At 70.4% G+C, this 19,123-nt stretch carries 16 protein-coding genes; 14 read left to right on the top strand and 2 right to left on the bottom strand.

What is annotated here, in order from left to right; genetic code table 11:
- Positions 1-109: 109 nt before the first annotated feature.
- Positions 110-415, bottom strand: coding sequence for a GIY-YIG nuclease family protein (locus ACO1X9_RS10410; RefSeq protein WP_486350766.1), 306 nt, complete (start codon positions 413-415; stop codon positions 110-112).
- Between the two features lie 355 nt (positions 416-770).
- Here ACO1X9_RS10410 and ACO1X9_RS10405 point away from each other — a divergent pair, with 355 nt between their 5' ends.
- The 13 genes from ACO1X9_RS10405 to ACO1X9_RS10345 all read left to right on the top strand — a co-directional run bounded on the left by ACO1X9_RS10405 (position 771) and on the right by ACO1X9_RS10345 (position 16,836).
- Positions 771-3,683, top strand: coding sequence for a Na+/H+ antiporter subunit A (locus tag ACO1X9_RS10405; RefSeq protein ID WP_486350765.1), 2,913 nt, complete (start codon positions 771-773; stop codon positions 3,681-3,683).
- Positions 3,680-4,135, top strand: a complete 456-nt coding sequence (locus ACO1X9_RS10400) for a Na(+)/H(+) antiporter subunit C (RefSeq protein ID WP_486350764.1) — start codon at positions 3,680-3,682, stop codon at positions 4,133-4,135. The genes ACO1X9_RS10405 and ACO1X9_RS10400 overlap by 4 nt, the downstream gene beginning before the upstream one ends.
- Positions 4,132-5,712 carry a Na+/H+ antiporter subunit D gene (locus tag ACO1X9_RS10395; protein WP_486350763.1) on the top strand — a complete coding sequence of 527 codons (1,581 nt, stop codon included), beginning with the start codon at positions 4,132-4,134 and terminating at the stop codon, positions 5,710-5,712. Before ACO1X9_RS10400 ends, ACO1X9_RS10395 begins: the two co-directional genes overlap by 4 nt.
- The gene (locus tag ACO1X9_RS10390) at positions 5,705-6,286 is read left to right on the top strand and encodes a Na+/H+ antiporter subunit E (RefSeq protein WP_486350762.1); all 582 of its coding nucleotides are present in this window, start codon (positions 5,705-5,707) and stop codon (positions 6,284-6,286) included. Before ACO1X9_RS10395 ends, ACO1X9_RS10390 begins: the two co-directional genes overlap by 8 nt.
- On the top strand, positions 6,283-6,570 hold the full coding sequence (locus ACO1X9_RS10385; RefSeq protein WP_486350761.1) for an MrpF/PhaF family protein: 288 nt from the start codon (positions 6,283-6,285) through the stop codon (positions 6,568-6,570). Before ACO1X9_RS10390 ends, ACO1X9_RS10385 begins: the two co-directional genes overlap by 4 nt.
- Positions 6,567-6,938: a monovalent cation/H(+) antiporter subunit G gene (mnhG, locus tag ACO1X9_RS10380; RefSeq protein ID WP_486350760.1), complete on the top strand. Its 372-nt coding sequence runs from the start codon at positions 6,567-6,569 to the stop codon at positions 6,936-6,938. Before ACO1X9_RS10385 ends, mnhG begins: the two co-directional genes overlap by 4 nt.
- A 4-nt stretch (positions 6,939-6,942) precedes the next feature.
- On the top strand, positions 6,943-7,773 hold the full coding sequence (locus ACO1X9_RS10375) for an aldo/keto reductase (RefSeq protein WP_486350759.1): 831 nt from the start codon (positions 6,943-6,945) through the stop codon (positions 7,771-7,773).
- A gap of 53 nt (positions 7,774-7,826) precedes the next feature.
- Positions 7,827-9,524, top strand: a complete 1,698-nt coding sequence (gene ilvD / locus ACO1X9_RS10370; RefSeq protein ID WP_486350758.1) for a dihydroxy-acid dehydratase — start codon at positions 7,827-7,829, stop codon at positions 9,522-9,524.
- A 38-nt stretch (positions 9,525-9,562) separates the two neighbouring features.
- Entirely contained in the window at positions 9,563-11,362 is a 1,800-nt protein-coding gene (locus ACO1X9_RS10365) for an acetolactate synthase large subunit (protein ID WP_486350757.1), read from the top strand.
- Between the two features lie 79 nt (positions 11,363-11,441).
- Positions 11,442-11,951 (top strand): acetolactate synthase small subunit, encoded by a 510-nt coding sequence (gene ilvN, locus ACO1X9_RS10360; protein WP_486350756.1) that lies wholly within the window; start codon positions 11,442-11,444, stop codon positions 11,949-11,951.
- 77 nt (positions 11,952-12,028) lie between these two features.
- On the top strand, positions 12,029-13,054 hold the full coding sequence (ilvC, locus tag ACO1X9_RS10355; protein WP_486350755.1) for a ketol-acid reductoisomerase: 1,026 nt from the start codon (positions 12,029-12,031) through the stop codon (positions 13,052-13,054).
- A 139-nt stretch (positions 13,055-13,193) separates the two neighbouring features.
- Positions 13,194-13,499, top strand: coding sequence for a hypothetical protein (locus ACO1X9_RS10350; RefSeq protein WP_486350754.1), 306 nt, complete (start codon positions 13,194-13,196; stop codon positions 13,497-13,499).
- A 61-nt stretch (positions 13,500-13,560) separates the two neighbouring features.
- Positions 13,561-16,836 (top strand): lamin tail domain-containing metallophosphoesterase family protein, encoded by a 3,276-nt coding sequence (locus tag ACO1X9_RS10345; RefSeq protein ID WP_486350753.1) that lies wholly within the window; start codon positions 13,561-13,563, stop codon positions 16,834-16,836.
- Between the two features lie 20 nt (positions 16,837-16,856).
- On the opposite strand, the gene ACO1X9_RS10340 is transcribed toward ACO1X9_RS10345, so the two are convergent.
- On the bottom strand, positions 16,857-17,996 hold the full coding sequence (locus ACO1X9_RS10340; RefSeq protein WP_486350752.1) for a hypothetical protein: 1,140 nt from the start codon (positions 17,994-17,996) through the stop codon (positions 16,857-16,859).
- Between the two features lie 58 nt (positions 17,997-18,054).
- Between ACO1X9_RS10340 and moaA the strand changes: the two genes are divergently transcribed.
- Positions 18,055-19,122, top strand: coding sequence for a GTP 3',8-cyclase MoaA (moaA, locus tag ACO1X9_RS10335; protein ID WP_486350751.1), 1,068 nt, complete (start codon positions 18,055-18,057; stop codon positions 19,120-19,122).
- Position 19,123 lies beyond the last annotated feature (1 nt).

Raw genomic sequence — 19,123 nt, 5'->3', positions numbered from 1 at the left:
GCTCGCGGGTTGAGTGCCGCGCGCAGCGCGGTGTATCGAAACCGCAGGGCGCGGATGCTCGCGGGTTGAGTGCCGCGCGCAGCGCGGTGTATCGAAACCCACCCCCGAGCTACTCCGTCAACTGCTGGCGGGCGAACAGTTCCTTCTTGCTCAGCCCCGGCAGCCGCTCGAACTCGCCCGCGATGAGGGCCTCGCGCTTCGCCCGACCCCACCCGTGGATGCGCTTCTCGAGTAGGTAGGCGTCGTCGATCCGATCGAACTCCGCAGCCCACACGACCTCGACGGGAAGACGCGTCGCCGTGTACTCGGAGCCCCGCCCCGAACCGTGCTGCTCGATCCGTACGTGGAGTTCGTGCCGCGTGCTGCCGCAGTAGTACGAACCGTCCGCGCAGCGGAGGAGGTAGCAGTAGGGCATCCGGGATGCTCGCATATCTCTCTTGCACGCACGCGGTCGAGTTCTGAGCCGGTGGAGAACCAGGCGACGAGTTGCTCGGGGCGGGTTTCGATACACCGCGCTGCGCGCGGCACTCAACCCGCGGGCGTGCGCCGGTGCGGTTTCGATACACCGCGCTGCGCGCGGCACTCAACCCGCGGGCGTGCGCTGGTGCGGTTTCGATACACCGCGCTGCGCGCGGCACTCAACCCGCGGCACTCGACCCGCCGAGAACGTAGACTCGTCACATTCCAGGGGCCGCTCGGCCCTGACGACCACGACCACGGCAGAACAGCCGCGCGCCGCGAGCCGCCGCCTGAGAGCTGGGAGGAGCGCTATGTCCGCCATCCTCCTCGTCTTCGCGCTCGCCGCACTGGTCATCCCGATCCTCGCGCGAGTCCTGGGCCGCGGCGCGTTCCTCGTCGCCGCGGCCGTCCCCGCCGCCGCCTTCGGCCACGCGCTCACCGCCCTGCCCGTCGTGCTCGACGGCGGCACCGTCGCCGAGTCGATCCCCTGGGTGCCGCAGCTCGACCTCGCGCTCTCGTTCCGCATCGACGCGCTGTCGCTGCTGCTCCTCCTGATCGTGACCGGGGTGGGCGCCCTCGTCTTCGTGTACTGCGCCGCGTACTTCCGGCCGGGGGATGCGGGCGTGCCCAAGTTCGCCGGCATCCTGCTGGCTTTCGCAGGCTCGATGTACGGCCTCGTCGCCGCTGACGACGTCTACCTGCTGTTCGTCTTCTGGGAGGCGACGAGCGTCTTCTCCTACCTGCTCATCGGGCACAACAGCAGCAAGCGCTCGAGCCGCACGGCCGCGCTGCAGGCGCTGCTCGTGACGACCCTCGGCGGTCTCGTGATGCTCGTCGGACTCGTCTGGCTCGCCCAGCTCGGCGGCACGACATCCCTCTCGGAGCTCGTCGCGAACCCGCCGACCGATCCGCTGCTGCCGATCGCGATCGGACTCGTGCTCGTGGGCGTGCTGTCGAAGTCCGCGATCGTGCCGTTCCACTTCTGGCTGCCCGGAGCGATGGCGGCACCGACTCCCGTGAGCGCCTATCTGCACGCCGCCGCGATGGTGAAGGCGGGCATCTACCTCGCCGCGCGGCTCGCTCCCGGCTACGCCGAGGTTCCGGGATGGCGTGAGGTGCTCGTGGGGCTGGGCCTCCTCACGCTGATGGTGGGTGCCGTGCGCGCTCTCCAGCAGACCGACCTGAAACTCGTGCTCGCGCACGGCACGGTGAGCCAGCTCGGGCTGCTCGTCGTGATCGCCGGCTGGGGTGGGGCCGCCGGTGCGGTGGCGGCGATCCTCATGCTGCTCTCGCACGCGCTCTTCAAGTCGGCGCTGTTCCTCATCGTCGGCATCGTCGACCACGGCTGCGGCACGCGCGACCTGCGCCGCATCACCGGGTTCGGGCGCCGCGCGCCGCTGCTCGCCGGCGCCTCGATCGCGGCGGTGCTGTCGATGGCGGGGCTCCCGATCGCGTTCGGTTTCGTCGCGAAGGAGTCGGTGCTCACGGTTCTGTTCGAGGCGGGCGTGCACGGCGACCTCTGGGCGTGGATCGCGCTCGCGGGCGTCGTCATCGGCTCGGCGTTCACGATCGCCTACGGGTACCGCTTCGTGTGGGGAGCCTTCGCCGACAAGCCGGGGGTGGAGCCGCTGCCCGAGGAGCGCCGCTACCCGCGCCTCGAGACCTGGGTGTTCTTCACCCCGCCGGTGCTGCTCGCCGCGCTCGGTTTCGTCGGCGGTCCGTTCGCCGCCGTGCTCGACCCGCTCGCCCTCGAGGTCGCGGCGGGCTACGCCGACGCCGACGAGGCCGGACATGTCGCCTTCTGGCACGGACTCGAACCCGCGCTCGGCTTCTCGGCGCTCGTGCTCGCGCTCGGTATCGTGCTCGTGCTGCTCTTCGCGCGACGGATGCCCGCCGAGGCCCCGGCCGGGGATGCCGCGATGGGCGAGCGCGCCTACCGCGGCATGGTGCGCGGCATCGACGTCGTCGCCGCGACCGTGACGGGGCTCACACAGCGGGGCTCGCTGCCGTTCTACCTCGCGGTCATCCTCTTCGTCGCGGTCGCCGCGGTGTGGAGCGTGCTGCCCGCGACCGGCCTGCCCGAGGTGGTCGACCTGGCGCAGCATCCCGCGCAGCCGGTCGTCGGCGCGCTCATGGTCGCGGCGGCGATCGCCGCGACCGTCGCCGCGAAGCGCTTCCAAGCCGTGCTGCTCGTCGGCGTCACCGGTCTCGGCATGGCGGCTCTCTTCGTCGTGCAGGGGGCACCCGACCTCGCGCTCACGCAGGTGCTCGTCGAGCTCGTGACCCTCGTCGCCGTCGTGCTCGTGCTGCGACGTCTGCCGGCCCGGCTCGGCGAGAAGCACGGGACCTCGCACCGGTTGCTGCGTGCCGCTCTCGGCGTCGCCGTCGGCGTCACGATGGCGGTCGTCGCCCTCGTCGCGACCGACGCCCGCATCTCGACGCCGGTGTCGGTGGCCTGGCCCGAGCTCGCGGTCGAAGAGGGGCACGGCTACAACGTCGTCAATGTCGCCCTCGTCGACCTCCGCGGGTGGGACACCATGGGCGAGCTCACCGTCGTCATCGCGGCCGCCACCGGGGTCGCGAGCCTGATCTTCCTGCGCACCCGGGCCGACGACCTCCCGCGCTCCTCGCGACGCTCCCAGCGTTCGACGTTCCGCGACCGCCGCGCGCACGCCGTGGCTCGCGAGGTTCCCGTCGGCCGCGGCTCGTGGCTGCTCGCCGGCCGCACCCTCGCGCCCGAGAACCGCTCGATCCTGCTCGAGGTGGCCGTGCGGCTGCTCTTCCACGCGCTCATCATCGTGTCGCTCTACCTGCTGCTCGTCGGCCACAACGCGGTCGGCGGCGGCTTCGCGGGCGGGCTCGTCGCGGGCCTCGCACTCGTCGCCCGCTACCTCGCCGGTGGTCGCGTCGAGCTCGGCGCCGCCGCGCCGTTCGACGCGGGCCGAGTGCTCGGCCTCGGTCTCGCGCTCGCCGCCGGTGCCGCCGCGGTGCCCCTGCTGTTCGGCCTCGCGCCGCTCACCTCCGGCTGGTTCACCCTCGACCTCGGACCGATCGGCAGTCTCGACGTCGTCTCGGCCTCGGTGTTCGACATCGGGGTGTACCTCGTCGTCATCGGCCTCGTGCTCGACGTGCTGCGCAGCCTCGGCGCGGAGCTGGACCGCGAGCTGGAGTCGGGTGACCGGAGCGACCACGTCGCCGCCCCGATGTCGGGGGTGAAGCCGTGAGCGTCTCCCTCGTGCTGATCGTCGTGATGGCCGTGCTCTTCGCGTGCGGCGTCTACCTGATCCTCGAACGCTCGATGACGCGGGTGCTGCTCGGCATCCTGCTGCTCGGCAACGCCGCCAACCTGCTCATCCTCATCGTCGCCGGCCCGCCCGGCACGGCCCCGATCGTCGGCGGCGAGTCGGACGCACGCATGGCCGATCCGCTGCCGCAGGCTCTCGCCCTCACGGCGATCGTCATCACCTTCGCCGTGTCGGCCTTCCTGCTCGCGCTCATCTACCGCTCGTGGCGCCTCGCCCAGCGCGATGAGGTGACGGATGACATCGCCGACCTCGAGATCCGCACCGAGCTCGAGGGCTCGGAGTTCTCGAGCTCGGGCGAGGCGATCGCCGAGGACACCGAGTTCGCCCCCGACCCGTCCGCGGTCTCGGAGTCCGAGGAGGAGCGCGCATGACCGCCGCGTTGCTCGCGACCCTCGCGCCGCTCGTCGTGCTGACGCCGCTCGTCGGCGCGGCGATGTCGCTCGCGCTCGGCAAGCGGCTGCGGGCCCAGCGGATCGTCACCGTCATCGCCCTCACCGTGACCACGGCGATCTCGGCGGTGTTGCTCGTCGGCGTGGACACGCTCGGCACCGTGGTGGTCGAGGTCGGCGGCTGGCAGGCGCCGTTCGGCATCGTGCTCGTCGTCGACCGGCTCTCGGCGCTGCTGCTCGTGGTGTCGAGCATCGTGCTGCTCGCCGTCCTCCTCTTCTCGGTCGGGCAGGGTCTCGCCTTCGGCGACGACGAGACACCCGTCACGATCTACAACCCCGCGTACCTGATCCTCGCGACGGGCGTCTACACGGCGTTCGTCGCGGGCGACCTGTTCAACCTCTACGTCGGCTTCGAGATCCTCCTCGTCGCCTCCTACGTGCTCATCACGCTGGGCGGCACCGAGCCGCGCATCCGCACCGGCACGACGTACATCGTCGTGAGCCTGCTCTCGTCGAGCCTGTTCCTCGCCTCGATCGCCATGATCTACGGCGCACTCGGCACCGTGAATCTCGCCCACATCGCCCTGCGGATGGAGGAGATCGACCCCACCGTGCGCCTGGTCCTGCACGTCATGCTGCTGCTCGGATTCGGCATCAAGGCGGCGGTGTTCCCGCTCTCTTTCTGGCTGCCCGACTCGTACCCGACGGCGCCGGCTCCCGTGACCGCGGTCTTCGCAGGACTCCTGACGAAGGTCGGCGTCTACGCGATCATCCGCACGGAGACGCTGCTCTTCCCGGCACCGGAACTCAACGGCGCATTGCTCGTCGTCGCGGCTCTCACGATGATCATCGGCGTGCTCGGCGCGGTCGCCCAGACCGACATCAAGCGTCTGCTCTCGTTCACGCTCGTGAGCCACATCGGCTACCTGATCCTCGGCATCGGGCTCGGCACCGTCGACGGGATGTCGGCGACGATCTACTACGTCGTGCACCACATCGTCGTGCAGACGGCGCTCTTCCTCGCGGCGGGGCTGATCGAACAAGTCGGCGGCACGACGGCGATCCCGAAACTCGGCGGGATGCTGGCCGCCGCCCCCGTCGTCGCGATCCTGTATCTCGTGCCCGCGCTCAATCTCGGCGGCATCCCGCCGTTCTCCGGGTTCCTCGGCAAGCTCGGCCTCTTCGAGGCGGCGATCTCGTCGGGCGACGGCTTCGCCTGGGTCAACGTCGCCGCCGGTGCCCTCGTCTCGCTGCTCACCCTGTACGCGCTCATGCGCGTGTGGAGCCGCGTGTTCTGGAGCCCCGCGCCGGTGGCGGAGGAGGATTCCGAGAAGTCGGAGTCCGGCGCCGCAGCCGACGCGGAGCCCGTCGCCGTGCGCACGCGCATCCCGCGGCTCATGATCGCGTCGACGGTCGGCCTCGTCGTCGTCACCGTCGCCCTCACGGTCTTCGCCGGGCCGCTGTACGAGTTCGGCGACCGCGCCGCCGCCGTCCTCGGCGAGCGGGGCTACGTGACCGCGGTGTTCCCCGACGGTGTCCCGGGCGGTCTCGATGACTGAGGCACAGACGGTGGGCGGTTCCGAGCCCCGCACCGAGACGAAGAAGAGCATGGGCAAGCGGGTGCTGCAGCAGATCCCGCTGCTCGTCGGCCTGATCCTGCTCTGGATGCTGCTCTGGGGCGAGATCAGCTGGCTGTCGGCGCTCTCCGGTCTGCTCGTCGCGGTCGGCGTCACCCGCATCTTCTACCTGCCGCCGGTCGAACTGTCGGGTCGCTTCAACATCCTCTGGTTCGCGGTCTTCGTGCTGAAGTTCACTCTCGACCTCGTGGTGTCGTCGGTGACCGTCGCGGCTCAGGCGTTCCGCCCGGGAAAGCTGCCGCTCAACGCGATCATCGAGGTGCCGCTGCGCACGCGGTCGGACTTCGTGCTCTCGGTCACGGCGACCGTGATCTCCCTCGTGCCCGGAACCCTCGTGCTCGAGATCGACCGCGAGCGCTCGATGCTCTTCCTGCACCTGCTCGCCGCGGGTGACGAGGAGGGCGTCGAGAAGGGGCGCCGCTCGGCCCTCGCGATCGAAGCGTCCGTCATCCGCGCCCTCGGCTCGCGCGACGACCTCGAGCGGGTGCGGGCATGATCCCCGTGCTCGTGATCGTCGCCGGGGTGCTGTTCGCCGCCGCGGCCGTCGCATCGGTGATCCGCATCGTGCGCGGTCCGACGATCCTCGATCGGATGCTCGCCTCCGACGTCCTGCTGACGACGCTGCTGCTCGTCGTGGGCGCCGAGATGGTGCTCAACGGCCACACCCGCACGATCCCGGTGATGCTCGTGCTCGCCGGCACGGCCGCGCTGTCGACCGTCGCCGTCGCGCGCTACGTGAGCCAGCAGGACCGCCGCGCGGGGGAGAGGGAGACGCCGTGATCGACCAGGTGCTCGATACCGCCGCGGCGGTGTTCGTCGTGCTCGGGGCGGCGCTGTCGCTCGTCGCCGGGGTCGGCATCCTGCGCTTCCCCGATGCGCTGTCCCGCCTGCACGCGGGCACGAAGCCCCAGGTGCTCGGCCTCATCTGCATCGTGATCGCCGTCGCCCTCGCCTCCCGCAGCTGGGCCGCCGTGCTGCTCCTGATCCCCGTCGTGCTGTTCCAGCTGCTGACGCAGCCGGTGGCGGCGCACATGATCGGGCGCGCCGGCTACCGCACCAAGAACCTGCGCACCGATCTGCTCGTCGTCGACGAACTCGCCGACGACGTCGACCGCGCGAGCGCCGAGCAGGAGCGTTCGGCAGACTGACCGGATGAGCATCCCCTCGATTCCCCTCAACTCCGGCGGCTCGATCCCGCAGCTCGGCCTCGGCACCTGGCCCCTCGACGACGCCGAGGTGGCGGATGCCGTGGTCGCCGCCGCCGAGATCGGCTACCGGCACATCGACACCGCGACGCGCTACGGCAACGAGGCGGGGGTCGCGGAGGGCGTGCGGCGCACCGGTCTCCCGCGCGAGGAGTTCTTCGTCACGACGAAGCTCGACGGTCAGTTCCAGGGCGGCGACCGCGCGATCGGCGGGTTGCGGGCGGCGCTCGACCGGATGGACGTCGCGTACGTCGACCTGCTGCTCATCCACTGGCCGCTTCCCGCCCGCGACGAGTACCTCTCCACGTGGCGCACCTTCGAGAAGCTCCAGGAGGAGGGGCTGGCCCGCGCGATCGGCGTCTCCAACTTCAAGGTCGCCCACCTCGAGCGGCTCGCGGCCGAGACCGGCACCGTGCCCGCCGTCAACCAGGTGCAGCTCAGTCCGTCGATCACGCGGGCGGAGGAGCGCGCGTACCACGAGGCTCACGGAATCGTGACGGAGGCGTACAGCCCGCTCGGCGGGCAGAGCGGGGTGCGCGAGTTCCTCGCCCGCCCCGCGATCACCGCGGTGGCGGAGCGGCTCGGGCGCACCCCCGCCCAGGTCGTGCTGCGCTGGCACGTGCAGCACGGCATCGTCGCCATCCCGAAGTCGGGGTCGGCCGACCGGATGCGGGAGAACCTCGACGTGTTCTCGTTCGAGCTCTCCGCCGACGACCTCGCCGAGCTCGACACCCTCGCGGGAGACCCGGGCGGCGATTCCGACACGATCGGGCACTGACCGCGAGCCGTCCCGCGTCGGCGGCCCGCGCGCGGCGGCGGTAACCTCGGAGCATGCCGGAACTGCCCGATCACAAGCCGCGCTCCCGCACCGTCACCGACGGCGTCGAAGCCACGACGAGCCGCGGGATGCTCCGTGCCGTCGGCATGGGCGACGCCGACTGGGACAAGTCGCAGATCGGCATCGCGAGCTCGTGGAACGAAATCACCCCCTGCAACCTGAGCCTCGACCGTCTCGCACGCGCGGCGAAGGAGGGCGTGCACGCCGGCGGCGGCTACCCCCTCCACTACGGCCCGGTGAGCGTGAGCGACGGCATCTCGATGGGCCACGAGGGGATGCACTTCTCCCTCGTCTCCCGTGAGGTCATCGCCGACTCGGTCGAGGTCGTCATGCAGGCGGAGCGCCTCGACGGCTCCGTGCTGCTCGCGGGCTGCGACAAGTCGATCCCCGGCATGCTCATGGCGGCGGCCCGTCTCAACCTCTCGAGCGTGTTCCTCTACGCCGGTTCGATCGCGCCCGGCTGGGTGCGTCTGAGCGACGGCACTGAGAAGGACATCACGATCATCGACTCCTTCGAGGCGGTCGGCGGCGTGCTCGCCGGCACGATGAGCCTCGAGGATGCCCACCGCATCGAGTGCGCGTTCGCCCCCGGCATGGGCGCGTGCGGCGGCATGTACACCGCCAACACGATGGCGTCGGTGGCCGAGGCGCTCGGCCTCTCGCTGCCCGGATCTGCCTCCCCGCCCGCCGCCGACGGACGCCGCGACATGTACGCCCACCGCTCGGGCGAGGCCGTCGTCAACCTGCTGCGCCTCGGCATCACGGCGCGCGACATCCTCACCAAGGAGGCGTTCGAGAACGCCATCGCGGTCGGCATGGCGCTGGGCGGCTCCACCAACATCGTGCTGCACCTGCTCGCGATCGCGCACGAGGCCGAGGTCGATCTCACGCTCGACGACTTCAACCGCATCGGCTCGAAGGTGCCGCACATCGGCGACCTCAAGCCGTTCGGCAAGTACGTCATGAACGACGTCGACCGTCGCGGCGGCGTGCCCGTGCTCATGAAGGCGCTGCTCGACGGGGGCCTGTTGCACGGCGACGTCATGACCGTCACCGGCAAGACGATGCGCGAGAACCTCGAGGAGCTCAACCTCCCGCCGCTCGACGGCGAGGTGCTCAAGCCGCTCGACCAGCCGATCCACGCCACCGGCGGACTCACGATCCTCAAGGGATCGATGGCGCCCGAGGGTGCGGTCGTCAAGACGGCGGGCTTCGACGCCGCCACCTTCGAAGGCCCGGCGCGCGTGTTCGAGCGCGAGCGCGCGGCGATGGATGCCCTCGCCGCGGGCGAGATCCAGCACGGCGACGTCGTCGTCATCCGCTACGAAGGCCCCAAGGGCGGGCCCGGGATGCGCGAGATGCTCGCCATCACCGCCGCCATCAAGGGCGCGGGGCTCGGAAAAGATGTCCTACTATTGACCGACGGCAGATTCTCAGGCGGCACAACCGGCCTGTGCATCGGCCACGTCGCTCCCGAGGCGGTGGACGCAGGTCCGATCGCCTTCGTGCGTGATGGTGATCTGATACGGGTCGATATCGCAGCCCGGTCGATCGACCTACTGGTCGATCCGGCCGAGCTGGAGAGCCGCCGTTCCGGCTGGGCTCCTCTGCCTCCGCGCTATACCCGTGGCGTTCTCGCGAAGTACTCCAAGCTCGTGCACTCGGCCGCCGAGGGCGCGGTCACGGGGTAGTCGCACTCCAGACACTCATCGCACTCGATAGGAATCCCATGACTGCGGACGCCCATCCCGCACCCCCGCGCGACAGCGCGCAGATGACCGGATCCGGCGCGATCCTCGCCTCCCTCGAGAAGCTCGGCGTCACCGACGTCTTCGGCCTCCCGGGCGGCGCGATCATGCCGTTCTACGACGAGCTGATGGCCTCGACCGCCATCCGCCACATCCTCGTGCGCCACGAGCAGGGCGCCGGCCACGCGGCCGAGGGCTACGCCGCGGCGTCGGGTCGGGTCGGCGTCGCGATCGCGACCTCGGGCCCCGGAGCGACGAACCTCGTCACCGCGATCGCCGACGCTTACATGGACTCGGTGCCGCTGCTCGCGATCACCGGCCAGGTGTTCTCGACGTCGATGGGCACGGATGCCTTCCAGGAGGTCGACATCGTGGGCATCACGATGCCGATCACGAAGCACTCGATCCTCGTGAAGCGCGCGGAAGACGTGCCCGCGGCGCTCGCCTCCGCGTACCACATCGCCTCGACCGGCCGCCCCGGTCCCGTGCTCGTCGACATCACGAAGGATGCCCAGCAGGGCCTCATGAACTTCTCGTGGCCGCCGAAGCTCGACCTTCCGGGCTACCGGCCGGTGACGAAGGCGCACGGCAAGCAGATCACGGCGGCGGCGGAGCTCATCCTCGAGTCGAAGCGTCCCGTGCTCTACGTCGGCGGCGGCGTCGTGCGGGCGGGTGCCCACAAGGAGCTGCTCAAGCTCGCCGACCGCACCAACCTGCCGGTCGTCACGACCCTCATGGCGCGCGGCGCGTTCCCCGACTCGCACCCGCATCACCTCGGCATGCCGGGCATGCACGGCACGGTGCCCGCGGTGCTCGCGTTGCAGGAGAGCGACCTCATCATCGCGCTCGGCGCGCGCTTCGACGACCGGGTCACCGGCAAGGTGAGCGAGTTCGCCCCGAACGCGAAGGTCGTGCACGTCGACATCGACCCGGCGGAGATCGGCAAGATCAAGCACGCCGACGTGCCGATCGTGGGTGACCTCAAGGATGTGCTGCCCGAGCTGCTCGACGCGTTCGAGTCGGTCGCGAAGAAGTCGGGGCCCGACCTCGACGATTGGTGGACGCGGCTGAACCAACTCAAGTCGAACTTCCCGCTCGGCTACACCGACGACCCCGACGACGGACTCCTGGCTCCGCAGACGGTGATCGAGCGCATCGGCCAGCTCTCCGGGCCCGAGGCGATCTACGCTGCGGGTGTCGGCCAGCACCAGATGTGGGCTGCGCAGTTCATCAAGTACGAGCGTCCGAACGCCTGGCTCAACTCGGGCGGGGCGGGCACGATGGGCTACTCGGTGCCGGCGGCGATGGGCGCCAAGGTGGCCCAGCCCGACCGGCTCGTGTGGGCGATCGACGGCGACGGCTGCTTCCAGATGACCAACCAGGAACTCGCGACCTGCACGATCAACGACATCCCGATCAAGGTGGCCGTGATCAACAACAGCTCGCTCGGCATGGTGCGGCAGTGGCAGTCGCTGTTCTACGACGGCCGCCACTCGTTCACCGACCTCGACACCGGGCACACGGGTGTCGACCAGCAGACCCGCATGGTGCCCGACTTCGTGAAGCTCGCCGAGGCGTACGGCGCCCTCGGCATCCGCGTCACGAAGCCCGAAGAGATCGACCCCGCGATCAAGCTCGCGATCGAGACCAACGACCGCCCCGTCGTCATCGACTTCATCGTGAGCCGCGACGCGATGGTGTGGCCGATGGTGCCGCAGGGCGTCGGAAACTCGCAGGTGCAGTACGCCCGCGATCTCGCCCCGACCTGGGAAGAGGAGTAAGCATGAGCGCAATCGAGCGACCGCGCTCGGTCGATGGAGCGGCTCGCGCCGCAGCAGCGGCGGCGCGAGGAGATAACTGATGTCGCGTCACGTCCTGTCGCTCCTCGTCGAGGACAAGCCCGGTCTCCTGACCCGCGTCGCGGGACTGTTCGCGCGCCGCGGGTTCAACATCGAGTCGCTCGCCGTCGGTCACTCCGAGATCGAGGGTCTCTCGCGCATCACCGTGGTGGTGGATGTCGACGAGCTCCCGCTCGAGCAGGTGACCAAGCAGCTCAACAAGCTGATCAACGTCATCAAGATCGTCGAGCTCGACCAGGACGCCTCCGTGCAGCGGGAGCACCTGCTCATCAAGGTCAAGGTCGAGAACGGCACCCGCTCGCAGATCCTCGAGGCGGTGACGCTGTTCCGCGCGCGCGTGGTCGACGTCGCGCCCGACGCCCTCGTCATCGAGGTGACCGGCGACAGCGGCAAGGTGCAGGCCCTGCTGCGGATGCTCGAGCCGTACGGGATCAAGGAGATCGCTCAGTCGGGCCTTCTCGCGATCGGCCGCGGCGGCAAGAGCATCACCGAGAGAGTTTTCAAGAGTTAGCAGCCCACCGGGCTGGTTTCGACACGCCGCTGCGCGGCTACTCAACCACCGAGATCAACGAAGGAAAGAACACACCAATGGCTGAGATCTTTTACGACAAGGACGCCGACCTCTCGATCATCCAGGGCAAGAAGGTCGCGATCGTGGGCTACGGCTCGCAGGGCCACGCCCACGCGCAGAACCTGCGCGACTCGGGTGTCGAGGTCGCCATCGCCCTCAAGGACGGCTCCAAGTCGACGGCCAAGGCGACCGAGGACGGCTTCGAGGTGAAGAGCGTCGCCGACGCCGCCGAGTGGGCCGACGTCATCATGATCCTCGCGCCCGACCAGCACCAGCGCGGCATCTACGCCGAGTCGATCAAGGACAAGCTGACGCCGGGCAAGACGCTCGCGTTCGCCCACGGGTTCAACATCCGCTTCGGCTACATCGAGGCGCCGACCGACGTCGACGTGATCCTCGTCGCGCCGAAGGCGCCCGGGCACACGGTGCGTCGCGAGTTCGTCGCGGGCCGCGGCATCCCGGACATCGTCGCCGTCGAGAACGACGCCTCGGGTACCGCCTGGGACACCGCGATGTCGTACGCGAAGGCGATCGGCGGCACGCGCGCCGGCGTCATCAAGACGACGTTCACCGAGGAGACCGAGACCGACCTGTTCGGTGAGCAGTCGGTGCTCTGCGGCGGCACCTCGCAGCTCGTCATGTACGGCTTCGAGACGCTCGTCGAGGCCGGCTACCAGCCCGAGATCGCCTACTTCGAGGTGCTACACGAACTCAAGCTCATCGTCGACCTCATGTGGGAGGGCGGCATCGCGAAGCAGCGCTGGTCGGTCTCCGACACGGCCGAGTACGGCGACTACGTCTCGGGCCCGCGCGTCATCGACCCGTCGGTCAAGGAGAACATGAAGGGCGTGCTCGCCGACATCCAGTCGGGTGCTTTCGCGAAGCGCTTCATCGACGACCAGGATGGCGGCGCCAAGGAGTTCCTCGAGCTCCGCGAGAAGGGTGCCGCGCACCCGATCGAGAAAACGGGCAAGGAGCTTCGCGCCCTGTTCGCGTGGAAGCAGCAGGATGAGGGCTACACGGAGGGCAGCGCCGCGCGCTGACCCGCCGCTTCTTGAGCGAATCCTGAGCGAAACCCTCGCTCCCGCCGCCCCCGTGTCCCCTATTGTGGGGCCGGGGGCGGTTCTGCTTGCGTCATAGTCGGCCCCCGCCTCTGTCTCTTCATTCGACGGAGGAGTTGAGATGCGCAAGCACGCGGGTGTCACCATCGGGGCAGCGATCGCCGCCGCCGGCTTCCTGCTCGCCGCCGCCGCTCTGGCGGGCTTCTCGATCGGCCTGCCCGCGGTGCAGCCCGCGACGGCGCTCGGCGCCTCGTGGTTCATGATCGCCGTCGTGATGCTCTTCGGGGGCACCTTCGTCGCCCTCGCCGCGCGCGGTCTCGAACTCGACGCCGCCGAGCACACCCCCGAGCCCGAGCGGCCCGTGCGCTCCGTTCGACCCGTCGTGCAGTTGCGCCCTGTCGCGCAGCTTCACGCCGCGCGCCGCTGAGTTCACCCGACACGCTCCACCGCGTCGCCGCACGTTCACCTGACCCGGTGAGCCTGGGCGCGTGCATCGCCCGATCTTCGCCGCGCTGACCGCACTCGTCGTCGTCGGGGGAGCGATCGTCGTCGCCGAACCGGCGTCGGCCGCTCTGCCGAAAACCGATCCGCATGCCGCGCCGACCGTGCTGATCAACGAGCTGACCAACGGCGCGGCGCGCTCCGACGCCGACGTGTTCTTCGAGCTGCGCAATTGGGGTGACGAACCCGTCGACCTCACCGGCTGGGAGGTCTACAGCTGCAACTACAAGGCACTGCGGGCGAAGGTCGGCCTCGCCCTCGGCGACCTCACGGGCGTCGTCCTCCAGCCGGGCGAGATCTTCACGGTGAGCAGGGTCGGGATGCCGGGCGACGACCACGTCACGTCGTCGTTCGATCTCACGGGCTTCGGGCTCTACCTCGAGGATGCCGACGACCGTCCGGTCGATCTCGTCGGCGTCTACCCGGATGAGCCGTGGCCGACGCAGGGGGAGTGCACGCCGGTTGGCGGCAACCTCCCGAACGTGCTCGACTTCGCGCAGGACGAGAGCTGGCAGCGGGTGGCGGCGACGGGCGACCCCGCCCGCGACTGGATCGTCGCTCCGGCGTCGATCGCGGCACCGAATGCCACGCGCTCCCCGGCCCTGGCCCGCACGGGCGTCGTGATCTCCGAGCTGGCCGGTGCCGGAGCGGGCGGTGACGACGACGACTTCGTCGAGCTGCGCAACGACGGCGACGAGACGGTCGATCTCGGCGGCTGGCAGCTGTTCCGGTGCACGGCGACCGGTCGCCTCCGTCCGAGCACCCTCCAGCTCACCGTCGCCGCAGGAACCCTCCTCGAGCCCGGCGGCACGTGGGTCGCCGGTGCCGGCGGTTTCACGCGTGCCGCCGACGCTCGCTACGCGACCCCGCTCGCCGACCGCGAGTTCGGCATCCTCGTCCGCACCGCCGACGGCGCCCTCGTCGATCGCGCCGCGGTCGCCGTGCACCACGACAGCGCGTGCCAGGGCGGAGCGAAGCTGCCGGCGACGCTCGACATGGCGCGTGGGGAGTCGCATCAGCTCACGGCGTCGGGCGACTTCGTCGTCGCGCCGCGCACGCCGGGTCGCCGCAACGCGACGCGCCCCGACACGCTCGTCGACGCGACGTTCGGCTACGAGGGCCGACCGACGGTGGCGATCAGCGAGATCGCGACCGACCCGAGCCCCGAGGGGATGCCTGCGGGCGCCGTGCAGCGCAACTTCCTCGAGCTCGGGAACTACGGCACCGAGGCCGTCGACCTGGGCGGCTGGACGGCGTGGCGCTGCCGCGTCGACGGCGCCCGTGCCGCGACGCCGCAGTTCACGATCCCACCCGGGACGACGCTCGACCCGGGCGAGGTGTATCTCGCGGCGCATGTCGGCACGGCGCTCGCAGAGACGGCCGAGACGACGTACGACACGGCGCTCTCCCTCCTCGGTGCGGGGGTGTGGCTGACGGATGCGGCGGGCGACCGGGTCGACAGCGTCGGCATCTACGCCGCGAACGTGCTCGACGCGATCAACGTGACGCCGAGCCCGTGCACGAAGGGGATCGCCCTGACGACCTACCAGCCCGACCGCCTGCTCGAGCAGACGTTCCAGCGCAGCAGGTTCACCGGCGTCGACGCCGACGACTTCGTGGTCGGTGTCGCGACGCCCGGGGCGATCGACGAGGTCGTGTGGATCGAACCGACGCTCCGGGTGGAGCTGGAGCCCGACTTCCCGGCGCCGACCGCGAGTCCGGCCTCCGAGCCGGAACAGCCCGAGGGTGCGCCCGTGACGGTGGTCGAGGCGTGGGGTGGGACGACCGAGCTGGGACCGCTCGCGACCCTCGCGGGCGAGAATGAGACCCGCCTCGACCCCCTCGCACCCGGCCCCATCGACGACGACGGCTACGCCTACCCCTACCAGCGGCTCGTGCTCGACGGGTCCGACCTGCAGGTCGGCTCGACCGTCACCTGGGCGGGTCGCGGCACCGGTCGCACCGAGGTGCAGCTCTCGGTCTGGGCAGGTGACGCGTGGAGGCTGCTCGACGCCGGCACGGGCGACTCGATGGTGCTGAGCGGGGAGCTCGCGGAATCCGACCTGCGCGATGGTCAGGTCGCCTTGCTGGTGCAGAACGGTCCGCGCACCGAGGCGGCGATGGCATCCGCACCGGACGGGGCACTCGAGAACCCGGACGACTACGACCTCGCGATCTCGCACATCACCGACACGCAGTACCTGACCGAGTCGTATCCCGAGGTCTACGCGGCGATCACCTCCTGGATCGCCGCCAACGCCCCGGGCCGGAAGATCGAGTTCGCCACGCACACAGGCGACGTCATCCAGAACTGGGTCGATCCGGAACAGACCGCCGAGCGGGCGCTGCGCGAGTACGAACGCGCGTCGGCGATCCAGTCGATCCTCGACGATGCCAGGGTGCCCAACAGCGTGCTGCCGGGCAACCACGACAACCTCCGCGGCGCCGACGCGTCGCTCTTCAACGCGTACTTCGGCCCGGCGCGGTACGCGGAGACGCCCTGGTACGGCGGGTCGCTCGCGCCCGACGACAACTCGGCGAACTTCTCGACCTTCGAGGCCGAGGGCGCGCGGTTCCTCATGCTGTCGTTGCCGTACGCCTTCGACGACCGCGAGATCGCGTGGGCGCAGGAGGTCGTCGCCGCGCATCCCGACCACAACGTCATCCTGTCGACGCACGAGCACGTGACGCCCGACACCGTCGACAGCCGGGCTGCGCGGTCGACGTCGTCACGCTGGGTGTCCCGCGGTCAGGAGCTCTGGGAGCGACTCATCGCCCCGAACCGCAACGTCGTGCTCGTGCTCTCCGGTCACTTCCACGGGCTCGGGCAGATCCGCACCGACGACGCGGGCGGCATCCCGGGTCACACCGTCACCGAGCTCGTCGCCGACTACCAGGAGTACCGCACCCACACCGGCGAGCGCGCGACCGGATTCCAGCGGATGCTGCAGATCGACCTCGCGGCGGGCACGATCGCGGTCGACACGTTCTCGCTGCGGCTCGAGACGCCCTACGGGTACGACTACGACTACAGGCAGTTCGTCGCCGACACCGGGTCGGCGCTCACCCCGTCGAACGCGCGCCCGTGGCGCATCGTCGAGGCGGGGCTGCACGGGCGCTACACGATCGACGATGACGAGTTCACCGCCCGCGCGGGGTTCCAGTACGCGAAATCGGTGGAGACGCTCGGGGTCGTGGCGAGAGACCCGGCACCCGCTGCTGTGTCTCCGGAGCGCGGGTGGGGTTCGCGTCACCTGCTCTGACGTGATCCGCTGCCGCGCGGCTACAGGCCGATCGACCTGTCGATGAAGTCGTTGGTCATGATGTCCTCCGGCGCCACCCCCGACGGCACGGGGAGTTCGGCGTCGAGCCAACGCGGGATCGCGTTCTCGAAGAGTCCCCGCACCCGGCCGAGGTCGAAGTCGCCGATGGTGCCGTCGCGGTAGTTGCCGGCGAAGCGTTGCGAGAGCAGCTCGTCGCTCGCGAACGCGACGGCGTCGGCGTCGTAGGCCTCGTCGCCGAACTGCGCGGCGAGTTCGACGAGCAGTTCGTTCACGCGCTCCGGCTGCTCGAGATAGTCGACGAGCGAGCGCTGCAGGATCGGCACGAGCTCGTGCAGGCAGTCGCTCGATCGCACGAGGGTGTGAGGCTCGGCCGACAGCACTCCCGCGTCGCGCGTGTAGCCGAGCGAGTCGATCACCTGCCAGCGCGCCGCACGCGGCACATCGGGCTGCTCGAGGAGGTGCGGCACGAGCAGGGCGTCTCCCGCCTGGGCGCGGAGTGCCCCCGACTCGAGGAACGCCGGCACCGTGAGCTCGACCTCGACGTCGGTGCCCGCCACGATCTGCTCGGGCAGGATCCAGCCCATCCCGATCGCATAGCTCGTGAACGGATCGCCCGGCACCGCCGCGACCGGCATGAGCGCCGCGCCGTCAGGGGTCGACGTGGCGCGGATGTTCTCGATGGTGCGCAGGTTCGGATAGACCTCGGCGTCCCAGAAGAGCAGCCGCGGGTCGCGAGCCAGTGGGGCGAACACGCCCACGGTCGGGGCGCGCTTCGCGTCGAGGAGCGCGACGTCGGTGTCGACCGCCCCGAGAAGGATGTCCGAGTCGTCCTGCAGGAGCGTGTTGACGCTCACGCCGTCGAGGGGATCGCCGAGCAGGATCGTGAGGGTCGAGCCGGTCGGCTCCCCGTCGACGACGAGCGGCGCGGTCACCCGGTCGTCGCCGACTTCGATCTCGTCGGCGTCGAGCAGCGCGTAGAGGAAGCCCCACTCCGCGTGCGGAAGGTCATCGGTGTGGATGCGGATGTCGACCGGGCAGCCGGCGCGCACGAGATCGACCCCCGGGTCGGTCGGCACCGCCGCACAGGCGGCGAGAGGAAGCACGAGCGCGAGGGCGGCGGGTCCGGCGAGTCGTCGCACGTCTCCAGTCAACCTCACTTTCGCGGCGCCGCGAACCCCCGCGCCGTAGGGTGGGAGGATGCCCGCCGTCGCCCTCGGAATCCCGGCACTGCGCCGCGATCCCGCCGCCGCGCCGTCGCGCGAGGGACGACCGGAGACCTCCGACCTCGTCGACCGCTTCGGTCGCATCGCGCGCGACCTGCGGGTCTCGATCACCTCGGCGTGCTCGCTGCGCTGCACCTACTGCATGCCCGCGGAAGGGCTGCCGGTCATCCCGATGCGCGACCTGCTCTCCGCCGACGAGATCGGCCGCCTCGTCGGGATCGCCGTGCACGACCTCGGCGTGCGCGAGGTGCGCTTCACGGGTGGCGAGCCGCTCACCCGACCCGACCTCGTCGACATCATCCGGGCGTCGTCGCAGGTCGCCCCCGGCATCCCGCTCGCGATGACGACCAACGGCGTCGGACTCGACCGCCGCGCCGCCGCCCTCGCGGAGGCCGGACTGACGCGACTGAACGTCTCGCTCGACACGATCGACCGCGAGCACTTCGCCGCCGTCACCCGCCGCGACCGGCTGCCAGCCGTGCTGCGCGGGCTCGACGCCGCGCGTGAGGCGGGACTCGGGCCGATCAAGATCAACGCCGTCGCGCTGCGCGAGACCCTCCCCGACGCGGGGGCGCTGCTCGAGTGGGCGCTCGCGAACGACGTGAAGCTGCGCTTCATCGAGCAGATGCCGCTCGACGCCGACGAGACCTGGCGGCGCGACAACCTCGTGTCGGCGGAGGAGCTGCTGGCCGAGCTCGGCCGGCGCTTCACGCTGACGCCCGCCGGCCGCGAAGACCCGTCGGCGCCCGCCGAGGAGTGGACGGTGGATGGGGGTCCCGCGACGGTCGGAGTCATCGCGTCGGTCACCCGCTCGTTCTGCGAAGCCTGCGACCGCACCCGGCTCACCGCCGAAGGCACCGTGCGGTCGTGCCTGTTCGGCGACGACGAGACCGACCTGCGCGCGCTGCTGCGCGGAGGTGCCTCGGATGCCGAGATCGCGTCGCGCTGGCAGGGTGCGATGTGGAACAAGCAGGCCGGGCACGGCATCGACGCGGCCGACTTCGTGCGGCCCGAGCGCTCGATGGGTGCGATCGGTGGCTGAG

Source organism: Pseudolysinimonas sp., assembly GCF_057350545.1.
Note: the sequence above shows the minus strand (reverse complement) of the source record. Positions and strands in the feature narration are given on the sequence as shown.

Excerpts from the sequence above, each read along its gene's own strand:
- ilvC (WP_486350755.1), top strand. The coding sequence starts at position 12,029 with ATGGCTGAGATCTTTTACGACAAGGACGCCGACCTCTCGATCATCCAG.
- ACO1X9_RS10365 (WP_486350757.1), top strand. The coding sequence starts at position 9,563 with ATGACTGCGGACGCCCATCCCGCACCCCCGCGCGACAGCGCGCAGATG.
- ACO1X9_RS10395 (WP_486350763.1), top strand. The coding sequence starts at position 4,132 with ATGACCGCCGCGTTGCTCGCGACCCTCGCGCCGCTCGTCGTGCTGACG.
- ACO1X9_RS10385 (WP_486350761.1), top strand. The coding sequence starts at position 6,283 with ATGATCCCCGTGCTCGTGATCGTCGCCGGGGTGCTGTTCGCCGCCGCG.
- ACO1X9_RS10350 (WP_486350754.1), top strand. The coding sequence starts at position 13,194 with ATGCGCAAGCACGCGGGTGTCACCATCGGGGCAGCGATCGCCGCCGCC.
- moaA (WP_486350751.1), top strand. The coding sequence starts at position 18,055 with ATGCCCGCCGTCGCCCTCGGAATCCCGGCACTGCGCCGCGATCCCGCC.
- ACO1X9_RS10375 (WP_486350759.1), top strand. The coding sequence starts at position 6,943 with ATGAGCATCCCCTCGATTCCCCTCAACTCCGGCGGCTCGATCCCGCAG.
- ACO1X9_RS10410 (WP_486350766.1), bottom strand. The coding sequence starts at position 415 with ATGCCCTACTGCTACCTCCTCCGCTGCGCGGACGGTTCGTACTACTGC.
- ilvN (WP_486350756.1), top strand. The coding sequence starts at position 11,442 with ATGTCGCGTCACGTCCTGTCGCTCCTCGTCGAGGACAAGCCCGGTCTC.
- ilvD (WP_486350758.1), top strand. The coding sequence starts at position 7,827 with ATGCCGGAACTGCCCGATCACAAGCCGCGCTCCCGCACCGTCACCGAC.
- ACO1X9_RS10405 (WP_486350765.1), top strand. The coding sequence starts at position 771 with ATGTCCGCCATCCTCCTCGTCTTCGCGCTCGCCGCACTGGTCATCCCG.
- ACO1X9_RS10390 (WP_486350762.1), top strand. The coding sequence starts at position 5,705 with ATGACTGAGGCACAGACGGTGGGCGGTTCCGAGCCCCGCACCGAGACG.